At 43.1% G+C, this 16357-nt stretch carries 18 protein-coding genes; 3 read left to right on the top strand and 15 right to left on the bottom strand.

Translation table 11 applies throughout. The annotated features are described in order from the left end of the window. Window positions 1-10: 10 nt before the first annotated feature. The gene (locus MBUR_RS10095) at window positions 11-1927 is read right to left on the bottom strand and encodes a sodium:solute symporter family protein (RefSeq protein WP_011499975.1); all 1917 of its coding nucleotides are present in this window, start codon (window positions 1925-1927) and stop codon (window positions 11-13) included. 181 nt (window positions 1928-2108) lie between these two features. Further along, a complete protein-coding gene (locus MBUR_RS10090; protein WP_048063369.1) occupies window positions 2109-3083 on the bottom strand; it encodes a radical SAM protein in 975 nt (324 codons plus the stop codon). 533 nt (window positions 3084-3616) lie between these two features. On the opposite strand from MBUR_RS10090, the gene MBUR_RS10085 reads away from it, so the two are divergent. Continuing rightward, window positions 3617-5185, top strand: a complete 1569-nt coding sequence (locus tag MBUR_RS10085) for a DEAD/DEAH box helicase (RefSeq protein ID WP_011499973.1) — start codon at window positions 3617-3619, stop codon at window positions 5183-5185. A gap of 43 nt (window positions 5186-5228) precedes the next feature. After that, window positions 5229-6251 carry a DUF7544 domain-containing protein gene (locus tag MBUR_RS10080; protein WP_011499972.1) on the top strand — a complete coding sequence of 341 codons (1023 nt, stop codon included), beginning with the start codon at window positions 5229-5231 and terminating at the stop codon, window positions 6249-6251. 149 nt (window positions 6252-6400) lie between these two features. Here the strand turns inward: MBUR_RS10080 and rpl12p are convergent, their stop codons facing one another. From rpl12p to MBUR_RS10030, 10 genes are all read right to left on the bottom strand, one after another. After that, the gene (gene rpl12p, locus MBUR_RS10075; protein WP_011499971.1) at window positions 6401-6703 is read right to left on the bottom strand and encodes a 50S ribosomal protein P1; all 303 of its coding nucleotides are present in this window, start codon (window positions 6701-6703) and stop codon (window positions 6401-6403) included. 44 nt (window positions 6704-6747) lie between these two features. Further along, window positions 6748-7761, bottom strand: a complete 1014-nt coding sequence (locus tag MBUR_RS10070) for a 50S ribosomal protein L10 (protein WP_011499970.1) — start codon at window positions 7759-7761, stop codon at window positions 6748-6750. Next, complete coding sequence (locus tag MBUR_RS10065; protein WP_011499969.1) at window positions 7761-8402, bottom strand: 50S ribosomal protein L1; 642 nt, start codon at window positions 8400-8402, stop codon at window positions 7761-7763. Before MBUR_RS10065 ends, MBUR_RS10070 begins: the two co-directional genes overlap by 1 nt. Window positions 8403-8651: 249 nt before the next feature. Next, window positions 8652-9137 carry a 50S ribosomal protein L11 gene (locus MBUR_RS10060; RefSeq protein ID WP_011499968.1) on the bottom strand — a complete coding sequence of 162 codons (486 nt, stop codon included), beginning with the start codon at window positions 9135-9137 and terminating at the stop codon, window positions 8652-8654. Window positions 9138-9214: 77 nt separating this feature from the next. Then, window positions 9215-9679 carry a transcription elongation factor Spt5 gene (locus MBUR_RS10055; RefSeq protein ID WP_011499967.1) on the bottom strand — a complete coding sequence of 155 codons (465 nt, stop codon included), beginning with the start codon at window positions 9677-9679 and terminating at the stop codon, window positions 9215-9217. A gap of 4 nt (window positions 9680-9683) precedes the next feature. Next, window positions 9684-9881 (bottom strand): protein translocase SEC61 complex subunit gamma, encoded by a 198-nt coding sequence (locus MBUR_RS10050; RefSeq protein ID WP_394295780.1) that lies wholly within the window; start codon window positions 9879-9881, stop codon window positions 9684-9686. Between the two features lie 194 nt (window positions 9882-10075). Next, window positions 10076-11182, bottom strand: a complete 1107-nt coding sequence (gene ftsZ, locus MBUR_RS10045; RefSeq protein ID WP_011499965.1) for a cell division protein FtsZ — start codon at window positions 11180-11182, stop codon at window positions 10076-10078. A gap of 91 nt (window positions 11183-11273) precedes the next feature. Continuing rightward, a complete protein-coding gene (locus tag MBUR_RS13080; protein WP_011499964.1) occupies window positions 11274-12713 on the bottom strand; it encodes a D-aminoacyl-tRNA deacylase in 1440 nt (479 codons plus the stop codon). Window positions 12714-12732: 19 nt separating this feature from the next. After that, window positions 12733-14097 (bottom strand): NAD-dependent succinate-semialdehyde dehydrogenase, encoded by a 1365-nt coding sequence (locus MBUR_RS10035; protein ID WP_011499963.1) that lies wholly within the window; start codon window positions 14095-14097, stop codon window positions 12733-12735. A gap of 64 nt (window positions 14098-14161) precedes the next feature. Beyond that, complete coding sequence (locus MBUR_RS10030) at window positions 14162-14386, bottom strand: hypothetical protein (RefSeq protein WP_048063368.1); 225 nt, start codon at window positions 14384-14386, stop codon at window positions 14162-14164. Window positions 14387-14652: 266 nt separating this feature from the next. Between MBUR_RS10030 and MBUR_RS10025 the strand changes: the two genes are divergently transcribed. After that, entirely contained in the window at window positions 14653-15579 is a 927-nt protein-coding gene (locus tag MBUR_RS10025) for a ribose 1,5-bisphosphate isomerase (RefSeq protein ID WP_048063643.1), read from the top strand. A gap of 28 nt (window positions 15580-15607) precedes the next feature. Here MBUR_RS10025 and MBUR_RS13915 read toward each other — a convergent pair whose 3' ends face one another. The 3 genes from MBUR_RS13915 to MBUR_RS10015 form a co-directional block, all read right to left on the bottom strand. After that, entirely contained in the window at window positions 15608-15751 is a 144-nt protein-coding gene (locus tag MBUR_RS13915) for a hypothetical protein (RefSeq protein WP_157196711.1), read from the bottom strand. 53 nt (window positions 15752-15804) lie between these two features. Beyond that, on the bottom strand, window positions 15805-15942 hold the full coding sequence (locus MBUR_RS13910) for a hypothetical protein (protein ID WP_157196710.1): 138 nt from the start codon (window positions 15940-15942) through the stop codon (window positions 15805-15807). A gap of 196 nt (window positions 15943-16138) precedes the next feature. Next, the gene (locus tag MBUR_RS10015) at window positions 16139-16333 is read right to left on the bottom strand and encodes a hypothetical protein (RefSeq protein ID WP_157196709.1); all 195 of its coding nucleotides are present in this window, start codon (window positions 16331-16333) and stop codon (window positions 16139-16141) included. Window positions 16334-16357: the final 24 nt, after the last annotated feature.

The raw sequence follows: 16357 nt of genomic DNA, 5'->3' as shown, positions 1-16357 counted from the left end.
CCTAATATGTTTAGTCTTCGCTTGGAATTGTCAGGAGAATACCGACATTTTCGAGAGCCTTTGATACTTCTTTGTATGCAATAAAGACCTCTTTCTTCTGCATTTCAACAGAATCGACTTGTGGTTCTGATGCGAACCAAATCTCCTTTTCATTCTCACCACGTGTGATAGAGACACAGGCAAGCATGTCCGCCTGGATGAGCCTGTAGACTGAATCAAGTCCAGTCGGAGTTACCCATACAGGATAAGCCTCCCTTAGCTGTTCTATGAACTTGCGCCAGTTCACTGTAGCTGAGCTTTCGAGCCTCAAGTGAAGATGTGCACGTTCCCCGGTGATCTGTTCATCGAGTGTCTTGAGGAAATTCTGATATTCTAAAGACTGATCATCGACCTCCTGTGCATCATGACTGGCCAATTCTTCTGCCACATCCTTAAAGAAAGGAGCAAGATTGATGACATTCGATGGCTTTGTCAGAAGGGATACACCAAAGAAAGCAATTCCACTCAATCCCATTCCTACAATTACACCGTGGTTCATGAGAATTGGGTGAACGGTCTCAAGGTATGGAGGTGCCATGGGTGCGGTCATTAAAAGGTCATACACAGTAAATGATATCTGTGCCACACCACCGAGAATAAGCCCTGCTAATGCACCTTCTTTTGTTGCGCGCTTCCAGTAAAGTCCACCCATGAGAGGGAAGAAATAGGATGCACTTGCAATGAAAGTGGCAATGTGAATTGCATCGAGGATACCGTTTATGAAGAACGAAGAAACCGTTGCTGCTGCAACAATAAAAAGAACGCTCAGCCTGTTGATAGTGAGCATCTGCTTCATTGTAGCGTCCGGTTTGACAAACCTCTGGTAGATGTCACGTGAAACACATGATGCCCCCGAGGTTGCAAAAGTATCCGCACAGGACATTGATGCTGCTGCAAGACCAATCGCACAGAGCCCGATGACAGCAGGAGAGAATGTCTCTACAATGAATGTAAGAAGTGCAGGTTCTGCCAGCCCCATTCCCATAGGGAAACCCATCGCAGATATCTCAGGATACAGTGAGTTCAATCCAATAGCAATGAACGCACATGCAGTGAATACTACTGTTACAAGGAAAGAGCCAAGTACAAGACCATTCCTTGCAGATGTCGAGTCTTTAGCCGCCCATACTTTTTGCCATGGATCCTGCTCTGTTATCCATCCGGGGATGATAGCGAAAACAAAGATAAGGACCATCGGAATGCCTATGATGAACGGATTCCACCAATCTGTGGATACATTTGATATCAGGTCAGATGCAGAAGAAATATCCGCGGAACCTGAAGTTGCTGCCCCGATCGCCAGAAATGCCATTGCAAGAGCAAAGATAGAAAGGAAAACGAACTGCACGACATCAGTCCATACTACCGCACTGAGACCACCGAGGGTCACATACGCAGAAACAGCGAGAGCAACGATAAGTGCCGCATAGATCGGATCCACGCCATAGAATATCTGCAACACAAGAGCGAATCCTTTGATATCTGCTACCGCAAAAAGGATCATGACAATAGTGATAATAATACCTACAGGAGCACGTATTGCAGAACTGTACCTCTGTTCGAGAAGTTCAGCCTGTGTGATAGAAGGTAGATTCTTGAACTTCTTGACAAAAATAGCGATTATAAGCAATGCCAGAATGTTAGGAGCTACAAACCCCCAAATGGAGCCCATTCCAAGTAGCATAAAGAAACCAATAACTGCTAATATTCCACCAGCGGTCAGCCATGATGCGGCAGAGGAGAATCCTATTCCTATTGTGCCGATCTTACGTCCTGCCAGCCAGAAATCAGTTACTGTTTGCTGTCTTTTTGTAAAGTACCAACCAATGCATATGAGTCCACATATGTAAACTGCAAGCATTGCCATAAACAATTGATATCCATCCATAATTGAAACCTCTGATAATAAAATTCAAGCCCACATGAATGTGGACCCTTGAACCATTAATATATTATTAATACCCCATACAGGGCATAAGGAACATACCTTATTTAATATATAAGTCCTTTCGAAAAGAAGAAGATATAATTTTTCGTTTAATTTGAAAGATAAAGTCACAGAAAGAACATCACATCCATTCATAATGACGCATTACTTCGAGATTCATGTCATACATCATACTGTTCTCAACATAACCAAAGAAGAAACAGCCTTCACAATTTTTGGTCACTTCATCCTGCTGTGAACGTGAACGTTTCCAAACAGTTGCAATCCCTTCATTGATATTTCCCAGAGGTTCCCTGTGAACCCGACAATTCTCAATAGAACCATCAACTGTCACATCGAGAATGAAATTGTTGACATGACAATTGAATCTTTTTTTCAGGTCCCTGATCATTGAAAGATAACTGATGGAATTGATTATCGGATAACCCTGTTTTTTCATCTCGATGACACGATCGATAGTGCGCCGATATTTATCCATTTCACGAATACCCATGGAAGCCCAGACATCATCATCTATCCCTTTGAATTCATACATCGGCTCAAAGGAGATCTTAACACCAATATCCTGTGCAAGTTGTACAAGCTCTTCAATATCATCGAGGTTTTTCCCACTTATCACACAATTCATAAGAAGAGGATTCTTTAGCTTGTCCTTTACATTCATTATAGAGTTAAGAAGAACATCAAGGTCAACTCCTCGGATCTCTTTGTAACTTTTAGTACCATCCACGGAAACCGAGAGATAATCAAGGTCTTTAAGATCGTCGATCCTTTTCTCGAGAAGTTTGCCGTTAGTAATAAGAGAGGTGATCATACCAAGATCTTTGGCAAATTTAAGTATCTGAGGAAGATCATCACGAAGAAGAGGTTCTACAGTCCATGCATTATAGACACCGATACCAAACGAGCGGGCATCCTCAAGCATTTTGAATATCGAATCAAGGCTCATCTCCTGCCCGGGGTCCTTCCAGTACTCACAGAATTTACAACTCATGTTGCATCTGGAATTTATCGCATGTGAGAGAACAAAAGGTCGTTTACGGACCCTCATCTGCCAGACAGCGCGTGCAGCTATAGTTGGTGAAAACTTGGACATGGTCATCAGTACTCAATTTTGATGCCCTATATCTTGCAAAGGAGTTGATAAAACTTAGCATCTATAAAGGGGGTAAAAAGCAGAGTTAAAATATTTCCTTTGAAGCAAGAGACATGATCTTAGAACACATATCTATACTACGATCAGCTTTTCTGAGATAAACCTAACTAATGATCATAGTCAACTCGATCAAAAAAGAACAGATATGAAAGCAAATGTCACAAGAGAAGAACACTTGCACTCTCCAAGTAATATAGCGAGAAGCATCGCGAAATAGCCCAGATCGAGTATGAAGAGGAAAGGGAAATGGATTTATGTAGACCGCTCCAATAGCATTTTCGAATATTACCAGAATATTCGATTTTTAGGACAACATTTATAAGTAGAAAGATGTATGAGAAGTCTACTTAAAAACGTCAGAATATACCCCATCATTATGACATACAAATAGTTTTTTGAAATGGTTTGTGATGGGAAATAGTGAAATAAAGGCATTAAGTCTTTTTTTAAGCGTTAATTAACAGGTAATCATCATGGAATCATTCAAAAAATTAGGTATCGAGGATGCGATCTTAAGATCGATAGAGGACAAGAAATTTGAAGAGCCTACTGAAATTCAGAAAATGGCTATTCCTCTAATCCTTGAAGGAAAAGACATAATAGGTGGAGCCGCTACCGGATCAGGTAAGACGCTCGCATTTGGATGCGGAATCATCCAGAAGATAGAAAAAGGAAATGGAATTAGAGCACTGGTCCTTACACCAACAAGAGAGTTGGCTGAGCAGGTTCAGAACTCATTAAAGGAATTTTCCAGACATAAACAATTGAGAGTAGCACCAATATACGGCGGTGTAGCTATCAACCCACAGATTCGCCAACTGGAAAGAGCAGATGTTGTTGTTGCAACCCCAGGAAGATTATTAGACCATATTGAAAGAGGAACAATCGACCTCGGAGATGTTGAGATTCTGGTCCTTGATGAAGCGGACAGAATGCTTGACATGGGATTCATTGATGATGTTGAAGAGATCATCGACGAATGTCCTTCTGACAGACAGACAATGATGTTCTCAGCAACTGTTTCCAAAGACATCCAGTACCTCTCAAGCAAATACATGAATAATCCTTCAAAGGTATTTGCGAAGGCATATGTTGATTCAGATAAACTAAAGCAGGTATATATTGACGTCCCTAAGAAGATGAAGTTCTCACTTCTTGTACATCTCCTGAAGAGTGAAAAATCAGGACTTGTTATGGTATTCTGTAATACGAGAAGCAATGTTGATTTCGTACAAAAGAACCTGAGAAAGAACGACATTGATGCAATAGCTATTCATGGCGGACATACGCAGGCAAAGAGAAAGAGCACACTGAGCAAATTCCATTCCAGCAATGCACATGCACTTGTGTGCACCGATGTAGCTGCCAGAGGACTGGATATTCCTCATGTGTCACATGTTTACAATTTCGACATCCCTGATGACCCCAGTGAATATGTTCACAGGATAGGAAGAACAGCAAGAGCTGGAAGAGAAGGAAAGGTCATCAATGTGGTCGCAGATGTGGATAAGGGCGGCTTTACCAGGCTCTCTAAAATGCACCGCAATTTCAAGATCGAGCGGGAAGACTTACCGGAATTCGAAAGGGTGCTCATCAAAAGTGAAGACAGTGGCGGAAGACCTACCCGTGGCAGAAGAGAAGACCGCAAGGGTGGCAGAAGAGAAGACCGCAAAAGTGCCTATGGCGGAAGAAGCAGTGGTGGCAGCAGCGGCGGAAGAAGCAGCGACCGTAGCAGTGGTGGAAGCAGCGGCGGAAGAAGCAGCGACCGTAGCAGTGGTGGAAGCAGCGGCGGAAGAAGCAGCGACCGTAGCAGTGGTGGAAGCAGCGGCGGAAGAAGCAGCGACCGTAGCAGTGGTGGAAGCAGCGGCGGAAGAAGCAGCGACCGTAGCAGTGGTGGAAGCAGCGGCGGAAGAAGCAGCGACCGTAGCAGTGGTGGAAGCAGCGGCGGAAGAAGCAGCGACCGTAGCAGTGGCGGCAGCAGCGGCGACAAAGCACGCACCGGTTTTAAGAAAAGGACAGGTGTTCAAAGGAAGAGAGAATAACCTAACCGGTTATTTTTTATAACACCGTAGAGTATTCATTTGCATGAGTTGGTTTGTAGTAGATGCGGTCGACGTGGCTTTTAAAAGAACACGGGTCGCACTACTTGAGCCATTTGCCATATGGAAATGGATAAAACTTGCCATTATTATAGCTCTGGCAAGTGGAGGAGGAGGACAAGGTTACAACGGACCTTCTTCGAATTCAGATTTCCAGGATACATCCTCATTACCTTTTTCTGAAATTCCTACACTAAGCTCATTTATAGATCAGATATCGATACCAGATATTTCATGGGTGATCGCAGCATTTATAATAATTTTAGTATTGGTATTGCTCTTTGGATACTTTGCTTCAGTGATGGACCTTGTTCTTGTTGAATCTGTTACAAAAAATGACGTTCGTTTCCGGGAATATTCAGCCAAATTCTTACGCATGGGACTGGATCTATTCATAGTAAGGCTTGTACTGAGAATTGTATACCTGGGAATATTTTTGATGGCTGCTTTGCCCCTTATAATGCAGATCGTACATAATCCATCAACAAACCTTTTGCCACTTTTGATAGCTTCCAGCCCCAGTCTTATTGTGGTGATAATAGCTTTGTCCATAATAAGCAGCATAATTAATTCATTCATCGTTCTTTGCATCCCTATTGCAATGTACAGTTACACAGGATTTATTGAATCTCTGGAAAGAGTTATCGCAAATTTCAGGCGTGATTGGAAACAAATGTTTGTGTACTGGCTTGGAAGGATGGTCCTGTGGGCATTAGGCAGCATAGCTGTCGTAATTCTTGTTCTTGTATTGATATTGATCCCAATATTGCTATTTAGTATCATCGATGCAGTTATCTATTTCGTTCTTTCGATGATTATAGGGGAAGCAGCGTGGATAATTATTGCACCGATCGCTTTTATAGAGATCATATTGTTAATGTTGATATCGATTATGGGTGCAGTTCCTTTAAGGGTCTTTATGAAATATCATATGCTTACATTCATTGAGAAATGGGATCCAGAAATGAACATCCCATTATTTGATGTTTTAGAAAATAGTGAAGAATGATCTAAACGATAATATTGCAGTATGATCCAAATAGCCAGAGATCGACCTCTGAAACTGTTTTAGAAATGAATCATCAAGTAAAAAAATAAGAAATTAATTAAAAAAAAGAATTGATACTCGCATAATGCGAGTATCGGATTAAAAATAGCTCAGCCAAAGAGTGCGCCGAGACCAGCCATGCCGCTCTCTTCTTCTTCAGCTTTATTTTCCTCTGCAGGTACTTCCTCAGCTGCTGTTTCAGCTACTGGAGCTGCTACTACTGCTGCTGCTGGTGCGAATGCTGCGGTTGCCATTGCTTCCTCAATATCTACATCTTCGAGTGCTGCAACGAGTGCCTTTGCACGTGATTCGTTTACTTCTGTGCCTGCTGCAGAGAGTACTGCGGAGACGGACTCTTCTGTTATGTCTTTACCTGCGTTGTGCAATAATAGTGCTGCGTATATGTATTCCATTGTAATTCACCTTTTAGTTATTAATATTATATTTGATAGTTAGTTTATCCAAAGAGTGCTCCAAGACCAGATGCCATGTCGCTTTCTTCTTCTTCTTCTTCTTTGACTTCTTCCTGCTCTTCAACAACTTCCTCAACTGCTGATACAGCAGAACTTGCTGCACCGAGTGCTTCCTTTAGCTCATCGTCAAGAGCATCATCATTGGAGGATGCTGCTGAAGCGATCGCCATCATCTTGCTGTATGCCTTACCAAGCAGAATATCCATGATACCTGGCTCGTAAACTGTAGCATTGACTGCAACGTTCCTTGAATCGGATGCCGCCTTAGCAAGCAATGTGTTGATGTTCATAGCAGTTGGATATGCTGCATTGACAGACATATTGAATGCCTGCTGAGCTGCTTGTACGAAGTTGGAGAATATCTGCTCCTCATCGATAGCAAGTACATCAGGAGTGAAGATAGAACCTTCTTCCAGAACTGCCCTAAGATCAAGACCGACTTCAAGTGGATAGATCTCCAACCTTGTCAGCATAGCTGCAAGTTTCTGAGATACAACCTCGCCGGCCTTTGCAACAGCTTTTGTTTCCTTGATGACAACCTTTCCGCCATCAATAGCTGCAGGAATACCTGCACCCTGCATGTCACCAAGTATAGGACCTGGTGGGAAGCTTGTTGGGCCTTTCTCTACAATAATGTCGCTAGTAGCTACCATTCCCGCTTTAATAGGGGAAGGAGTCTTACTTTTCTCAAGTAATTTGTAGAGTTTGAAAGGGTTCTGTTTTGTGAATATGAGTGCGGTCTGCACATCAATATAATCATCCATCTTCTTGACATCATCAGATGACTGATCAAGTGCCCTTCTTGTTAGAGAGTTTCTGCAAACTTTAAGGACTGCAAAGTCCTTGAGGTCCCTTCTCATTGACTGAAGTTGCTTTGCAGGAATTCCTTCAATACCAATAACACCAAACAATGGATATGATTCAATGAGACTCTTAATTTCCTCGATCTCGTCTTTCTTCCATTGAGGAATGTGTTCACTGTGGTGAAGTTCTGCCATTATACCAACCTCACAGAATTACCCATAGTAGTTGTAACATAAACTGATTTAAGGTTGTGTTTACCTTTCTCAAGAGAATGTTCTAACCTACCAAGAACTGTTTCGATGTTCTCTGCAAGTTTCTCGACATCCATGTCCCTGCGACCAACTGACACGTGGAAGGTCAATTTATCCTTTGACCGTATACGTACCGAGTTCTTTGTGCTGTTGATAAGATCAGCGACGTTCTTATCAGGGGTCAATGGCACTGGCATCTTTCCGCGAGGACCAAGAATAGCACCAAGGGCTTTACCGATCTGAGCCATATACTGGACTTCTGCGATAAAGAAATCACACTCGTTTGCGAGACTTCTTGCCTTTGATTTATCCTCGCCGAGCTCCTTGATATCCTCTTCTGTAAGGATATAGTCACAACCAGCGTCCTTTGCGTTGAGTCCAACCTCACCCTTTGCAAAAACAGCGATCTTCATGGTCTTACCAAGCCCGTTAGGAAGGATTATCTCCTCATCCACACGATTCTTAGGCTGACTCATATCGAGATTCTTTAAGTTAATTGCAATGTCTAAGCTCTCGGAAAACTTACGTTCCGGGGAACCTTCAATTAACTGTTTTACTAGATCTAAAGTAGTTTCTTCTACCATTCTATTCCTCCCCGTAGTTATTGAACATATGTTCTGACACAGATAGCATCTGCATCCGGCAGGCATACAATAATTGCATACCTGCCTCTGCGGCCGCTCCGGCCTACTACGGTAAAGTAAGGAGACTTTCATCTCAATTACGAAGCTTCAATATTGAAGCATCTGTTTAAAACTTGTCGGTCAACCAAGAAGACTGACCAACCAGTTTGAATTTGATATATTATCAAAGAGATAGTAATATCTCTTTAATTACCATGCTTCTGCTGTGAGAGACTCGTCGAACTTGCCCTCATCAACAGCTTTCTGGCATTCCCTTGGGTCAAGGTTTTCAATCGTTACACCCATAGGAACACAGGTTCCCATGACTTCTTTGATTGCAGCCTTAAGCGAATAGGAAAGGATATCATCTTTCTTCATACGTGCGATCTTTGCGACCTGTGCGATCTCAAGATTACCAACAACAACAGTACCGGACTCACCGGAGCCCTTTTCGATGTTAAGTTCCTTAAGGATTAATGCGGATGTTGGTGGAGTACCCACTTCGATCTCAACACTCTTATCGTCATTAACGATAACCTTAACAGGAACCTGCATCCCATTGTAATCTTTTGTCTTTTCATTGATCTTTTCGATCACGTCTTTAATATTAACACCAAGAGGTCCCAGCGCAGGGCCCAGTGGAGGACCGGGATTTGCTTTACCGCCAGGAATTAATGCTTCTACAACACTTGCCATTCGAGCAACACCTTTTTAAATTTTTTAAATTAGTTAAATAAGTTTATAGATTTCATTTATAAGTAGAATATAGCAACTCAGGATTTTGTTTCCTCTTTCCTAAGTATCCGTACAGTATCACCACGAATAGTTATAGGTATTGGTACGACTGCATCGAACAACTCCACAGTAATCTCTTCATGACCTTCATCAACACGTTTCACACGTGCCTTTTCGCCCTTGAACGGACCAGAGGTGACTTCAATGATAGCACCTTCCACAATACCCGTAACCGTTGGCTTTGGTGTAAGGAAATGTTCGATCTCCGCTATAGTGGACTGACCTTTTACAACAGTCCTTGCATGAGGAACTGTCTGGATCGCCTGTTCTACGGCCCCTGAATCAGAAGATTCCAGAAGAACATAACCTTTGAGCTCATCAGGAGCAATTATAGACCTGATATCAAGATTTTCCTTCTTTGCAACCTGGGCCAACATAGCAGCAACCGAACGTTCCTGATTTGCAGTTGTCTTTACAACAAATATAGCGGCATCTTCACCCATAAAGTTACACCCACTTTGGAACTTCTGTCAGCAGTACATAAATAAGGAAACCAACAAATCCGATCACAAGAATCCCAGCACCAGCAACTTTGGAGATCATAAGGAACTCCTCTCTGGAAGGCTTCTTGGATAGTTTTAGTACCCTCAGATATGATTTAAGGACTTGACCGACATTGCGGTTTATCTTAGCCGATTTTAATATACTCTCTGCCAAACTTATCACAACCAGTTTTAGTGTTATTTATATACACGAGTTGATACGAACCAATACTTCAACGATCGATCATATTATAAAATCGTAGTGGCGTCTAAATAGCGTACTAAATAAAATACCTTTCGATTGGACAATCGTACCATACAGAATAAATTAAAAAGAGAAGGAGACAGATCCCCCAATCATTTTACGAAATCGATCCCGTATTTCCTAGTCACATTCTTGGAATTTCCACTACCGTAGATCTGCGGAGATCTTACACCAGTAACGACAAGCATAGTACGCACAGAGTGTTCAAGATCAGGGTCCACCTGAGCACCCCAGATCAACCTTGCGTTCGGATCGATCCTACTGTATACTTCCTGAACAACACTCTCTGCTTCTGCGATAGTCATATCAGGACCACCGACAACATTCACAAGAGCAGATGTCGCACCCGAAATATCCACATCAAGAAGAGGACTTCTTAATGCTTTCTGCACAGACTCGACAGCCTTGTTCTCGCCATCAGCTTCACCAAGACCTATCATTGCAACGCCACCGTTTTGCATAACGGTCCTCACATCAGCAAAATCAAGGTTTACAAGACCGGGTTTTGTAATAAGTTCTGTAATACCTTTCACAGCCCTCATCAATACCTCATCAGAAACCTTAAAAGCTGCCTGTAATGGCAACCTTGGAACAACCTCAAGAAGCTTATCGTTCGGAACAACAATAACAGTATCAGCGACATCCCTGAGCCTTTCAAGACCTGCTTCTGCGTTCTCACGCCTTACATGCCCCTCTACGGAGAATGGAAGAGTGACCACAGCGATCGTCAACGCACCAGCATCCCTTGCAGCCTCTGCGACAACTGGAGCAGAACCTGTTCCGGTACCGCCGCCAAGGCCAGCAGTAATAAACACCATGTCGGAACCTTCCACTATCGAACGCACCTCATCGATGCTCTCAAGTGCAGCGTCCTCACCTATCTGAGGCAGACTACCTGCACCAAGACCTCTTGTCTTCTTCCTACCAATAAGGATCTTCCTTTCAGTAGTAACGTTCAGGAGATGCTGAGCATCCGTATTCACAGCAACGACTTCAGCACCTTTGATGCCTTCCTGTTGCATACGCTGAGCGCTGTTCGAACCTCCGCCGCCACATCCCACAACCTTGATGTTCGTCTGCAGATCCTTCAGCATCGCCTCAAGTTCCGCATTAATATCTTCAGATTGTGAAACGCCGCCAGAACGGATTTGCGTCTCTTCTACAGATCGAGCTAATGCCTCTTCTACTATGGATTTCATCACATATCCTCCACTATAGCAACATGATCAAATGTATGGAATATTAATATTCGTAATATATAGAGATTAGTATTATATTTATTTACATCGTTCAAAATATCACATTCCTTAACACAAGACTCTTCTGTGTTCTCTCATGGACCATTTCTGGTAGGACCGTATTTCCCTCGATCATAACGGACTGACCTTTTGCCAGTTCCCCAAACATAGGACCGGAAGGAACTCCCCACTTTCGCGCGAGCTCAGGACTGAATCTCTCATCCGAAATATACAACACATTTTCTTCGAAAACGTATTCAGTATCATAACGCCCTTTTAGTATTTTAATGCATTCATCTACAATAAAGGTAAGGAAATCCTCTGCATCACGATTCCAGAAAGTATAGAAATGATTTGATATTGTTGCATCATCTCGTTCCGAATAGACAACATTCGACATATCGAGCAGCCTTTTCACACCACCTGCATCAACAGACCTTACCAATTTGAGAAGTTCATTGTCAATTACAACAGTAACAACATTAGACACATCGAAGTCAAAAATATCACAAACATTCTCACTCAATTTATCTTTCAGACCAACAGGAACCTTCACTCTACCGGAAAGACCCTCATCCCGAACCTTATGCCAAAATATCCTGAAAATATCCCAGCACACACCCTCCATCCCTTTGATGTCACTTTCCCTTAAAACATCAAGCCCAAATTCATCTGCAAGCTCATTGATCCTTTTCTTCTCATCAGAGGACATCGCTTTCCTATCACAATACACAAGATCTGCACCCGATCTCTCAACTGCCTTCCTGAACATATCCACATCAACAAATTGAAGCTGATAGTTTGGGAAATTATGACCGAACGAAATATCCGAGCCCAGAACAAGTTCGGATTGTCTTGCAGCATAGTGCCCACCACCGAATCCAATACCCACAGGACAAAATCCCGACCTCACTGATAGAATTGACCGTGCAACGATATCCCCTGCATCCTGATCAACCCACTCGACCTCAGAACTACCGATCTCTGCATAGACCGAAGGAACATCGAGATCTGAAGGACCATGGTGAGTAGACTCCATCGAAACATCAAACCCAATACTCTCCGACAATTCGGCCATATTCCTGAGCAAACAACGAAGCGCAAATGGAGCAGCCATAGAAAGCTCACCAGGATAACCCCCAAAATCAGCAGAACCCGGATTTCCCGTAAAGTGTGCGGTCAAAAGCCGTCTACCATCTGCACTCTTGTGTTTGGAAGCAAAAATGAGGAGGTCACAGTCCAAACCTGCTTCTTCGATCTTCCTGTCGATCCCATCCTGATAAATATGGTGTTCAGTAACCTCAATAATATAAAAATTCCCACTCTGATACACCGCTGAAAGATCATCAAAGATACCACCTGGAACACTCATTTCAACCCAATCTCTGAGCTTTAACAAATGCTCTTTTATATTCTGACTTGCCGGATCTACGACAGAACAGACTATAACAATACTCATACCAGCGATCTGAACCTCATTATCTTCTGTCATAAAATAACTCCAATGCCCTTTAAAATAGAACAGTAGACCTTATATTCATAAACTCATAGAAACCAAATCGAGAGAGTTCCCTTCCAATTCCACTTTTTTTAACTCCACCGAAAGGCAGATCAGCTTCCGGTTTGAAAAAACCATTAACACCAACAACCCCGGACTGTACCTGAGATGCAAGTAACGATGCTTTATCTTTATCACCACTCCAGATACTTGCACCCAGACCAAACTCTGTAGCATTAGCAACATCCAGAGCTTCAGACTCAGTCTCAACTGAGATAATTGGTGCGACCGGACCGAACGTTTCCTCCTTCATGACCTGCATATAAAGAGACACGTTCGACAGAACAACAGGAGAGAAATAATACCCATCCCCCTCAACCTTACCGCCCCCAAGCTCCACTTTTGCCCCCATTGAAATGGCATTATAAATCTGGTGTTCAAGTAATGAGACCTGCTTATCCCGTACAAGAGGACCAAGGTCAGTATCGGCATCCAGAGGATCACCTATTTTGAGCTTACGTGTATTTTCCACAAATGCAGAAGTGAACTCATCAACCACAGAACTTTCAATTATAAAACGTTTAGAAGATATGCAGGTCTGGCCCGTATTGAGGAACCTTCCGGCAACCCCTGCCTTTGCAGCTTTTTCAATATCTGCATCCTCCAGAACGATGAAAGGATCACTGCCCCCAAGTTCAAGCACACATTTCTTCATATTGCGACCTGCGACCTCAGCCACATTCTGCCCGGCAGACAACCCGCCCGTGAAGGATACCGCTGCAATTTCCGGCCTTGATATCAACGAGGAAGCCGTAGGACCATCCACAAGAACCGTCTGGAAAACACCTTCCGGAAAACCGGCCTTCTCAAAAACCGATTCAATATTAAGAGCACACATCGGAACATAACCGGAGTGTTTTAGCACCATGGTGTTCCCACCTGCAAGAATATGTGAAGCAGCACTCAATACCTGCCAGAGGGGGAAATTCCAGGGTTTGATAGCAAGCACTGCCCCCATTGGTTCATATGAGATAAAGGCGGAAGGGCTCTCCTTCACAACATCAGGTTCAAGTAAGGAACAAATATTAGTGGCAAAGTGGTCGAACATGCTGGCACATTTTTCAACTTCTGCAAGTGCCTGCCTGATAGGTTTCCCCATTTCCATGGTGATGGTCTCTGCCAGTTCCTGTTTATCACTTCGAAGCACCTTTGCAACATTTTCAATATACACAGCCCTTTCAACACCTTTAAGGGAACTCCAGTACTGGAATGATTCGCTTGATCTTTTAAGGATAAGGTCGACCTCATCAGGAGAATGAAACTCGAATTCGCCATTAACAGTCCCATTTGCAGGATTTATCGATGTCATTTTTTTCATGCAGGATAGTTAATTCTTATTTGATTTAAATAAGAGGGATTGAAGCTAGCATTTAAATAAGAGATTACTGAGTAGAGGGCTGAGTTACGCAGTTGATCAATGTTCCATATAGGCCACTTTCCGCAACGAGATATGCATTAATTATCTGGATGACCAGTTTTATCTGGGAGAGTATAGTGTTCACTACACCCGCCCTTTCAGCGATCCCACCAATATAACACATCTCAAAAATGTTCGCCATAGCTTTCCCGTTATTAGTTGCCCTGCCCGTTCTTACAATATACTTCACAAAGACATATCTCAAGGATACAAAGGATTAAGTTGAAGAAGCAAAATTGCTTGGCATCACATTTTTTAGTGTGAATCTGGCACTCGACCTTGAATGTACCTGGCAATATATGACAAGAGCTACCACCCATACCTTTTGAGATGGATACACTACGCATTGTTACTGAGAATCCCCTACTACATCGGAAAACGGATACAGGCATCGGAAGTGGTGTAAAGTGAATAAAAGTGAATACATATAAATGCCTTCACTTCAAATACATTGACATGCAGCAATTACTTGATACAGCGGAAAAGATTCGCACGATGGAAATAAGGGGAGCCGGAAGAATAGCTGAGGCAGCATCAGCAGCACTTCGTGATTATGTGCTAAGAATAAAGGTGACGAACATCAAAGACTTTAATAAAAAGGTCGATGAAGCTGCCAATATATTGATCCAGACCAGACCCACAGCAGTATCCCTCCCAAATGCAGTTCAGCTTACAAAGCGCCACACTGCAACCGAAGTCTCAGAAGCAAGAGAAGAGATCCTCCGTAACGCTGACAGGTTCCTGGAACAGGCAGGCCAGGCCCTTGAGAAGATGGGGGAGATCGGTGCAAAGAGGATACACGACGGCGATGTCATAATGACACACTGCAATTCCCATGCTGCCCTTTCGGTCATAACAACCGCTTTTGAACAGGGTAAGGACATATCCGTCATTGCCACCGAATCAAGACCAAGAAGGCAGGGACTCATTACCATAAAGGAACTTAACGATCATGGCATCCCAACCACGCTGATAGTGGATTCTGCAGTAAGATATTGCATGAAGGATGTTGACACCGTAATAGTAGGCGCGGATGCAATAACCATCAACGGCGCACTTGTGAACAAAGTGGGTACATCCCAGCTTGCACTTGCCGCAAATGAAGCAAGGAAGAACCTCTTGTGCGTGGCAGAGACGTTCAAGTTCAGCCCGAAGACTATTCAAGGAGACATGATCGATATTGAAGAAAGATCACCTGAAGAGGTCATCGATTCTGATATCCTTGCAGGAATGCCAAATGTGAAGGTAAAAAATCCCGCATTCGACATAACCCCTGCAGAATACATTGACATGATAATAACAGAGGTAGGTGCATTTCCGCCACAGATGGCCTACACCATCATCAAAGAACATCTGGGATGGGAATTTACAAAAATGGGCTGAAAGGTTCAAAGGTCTCAAAGGAGACCTTTTACATCATTATCGATGGACTGTTTTGCCTCATCCAGTTCATCAACGAACTTAAGTCAGTAATACCAAGCTTTTCTGAAACTGCAGACCAAAGGAGCTCATAGTTTGACCCTTCTTCCACATCAGCATTCACCCTGTTCGCCATTTCGAATATCTGAGATTAGAGGTCTCTTATATTGCTCCATATCACGTGAAAAATCATCCTGCAGTTTGTTCACCTGCTCTCTTTTGAGTGGAACGGATGTCGATAGAAGAAAGATAACTTGTCCAGGTAGCACCAATGACAAATGATTGCAAATAATTAGATTCACCCTCAGAAACGAACGTAATATCCACCTGACCGGAAAGAAGCGTTCCAAAAACACCACCCAGAACAATATAAAAAAAGAATCCGAGTCCACGTGAGAGGACCTGCCCATTCTGGATCTATTTTCCAGAACATGCAGACGGACCCTTTCCGTTTCTACTTCTGCCAGATAACTTTCCAATACACTGGTAAGAACCTGTGCATCATCAGATAACGAAGCAGTCTTCAACCAATCCTGCAAAAAGTCGATGTCAGACTCAGTTTCCCTATATGCTTGCGATGTCTGCGAGCTTCTCTTTGCATGTCAGAAATATCATAAAGAGGACGGAATTCAGGAATAGCCACATCCTTGGATATATAAACCAGCAATAGAGCACCAAACGCACCAAAAAGGAACGTTCCGAACAGAATATCATCCAACACCCATATCCCCCAGAGACGAAC

The organism is Methanococcoides burtonii DSM 6242, assembly GCF_000013725.1.
Lineage (GTDB): Archaea > Halobacteriota > Methanosarcinia > Methanosarcinales > Methanosarcinaceae > Methanococcoides > Methanococcoides burtonii.
Note: the sequence above shows the minus strand (reverse complement) of the source record. Positions and strands in the feature narration are given on the sequence as shown.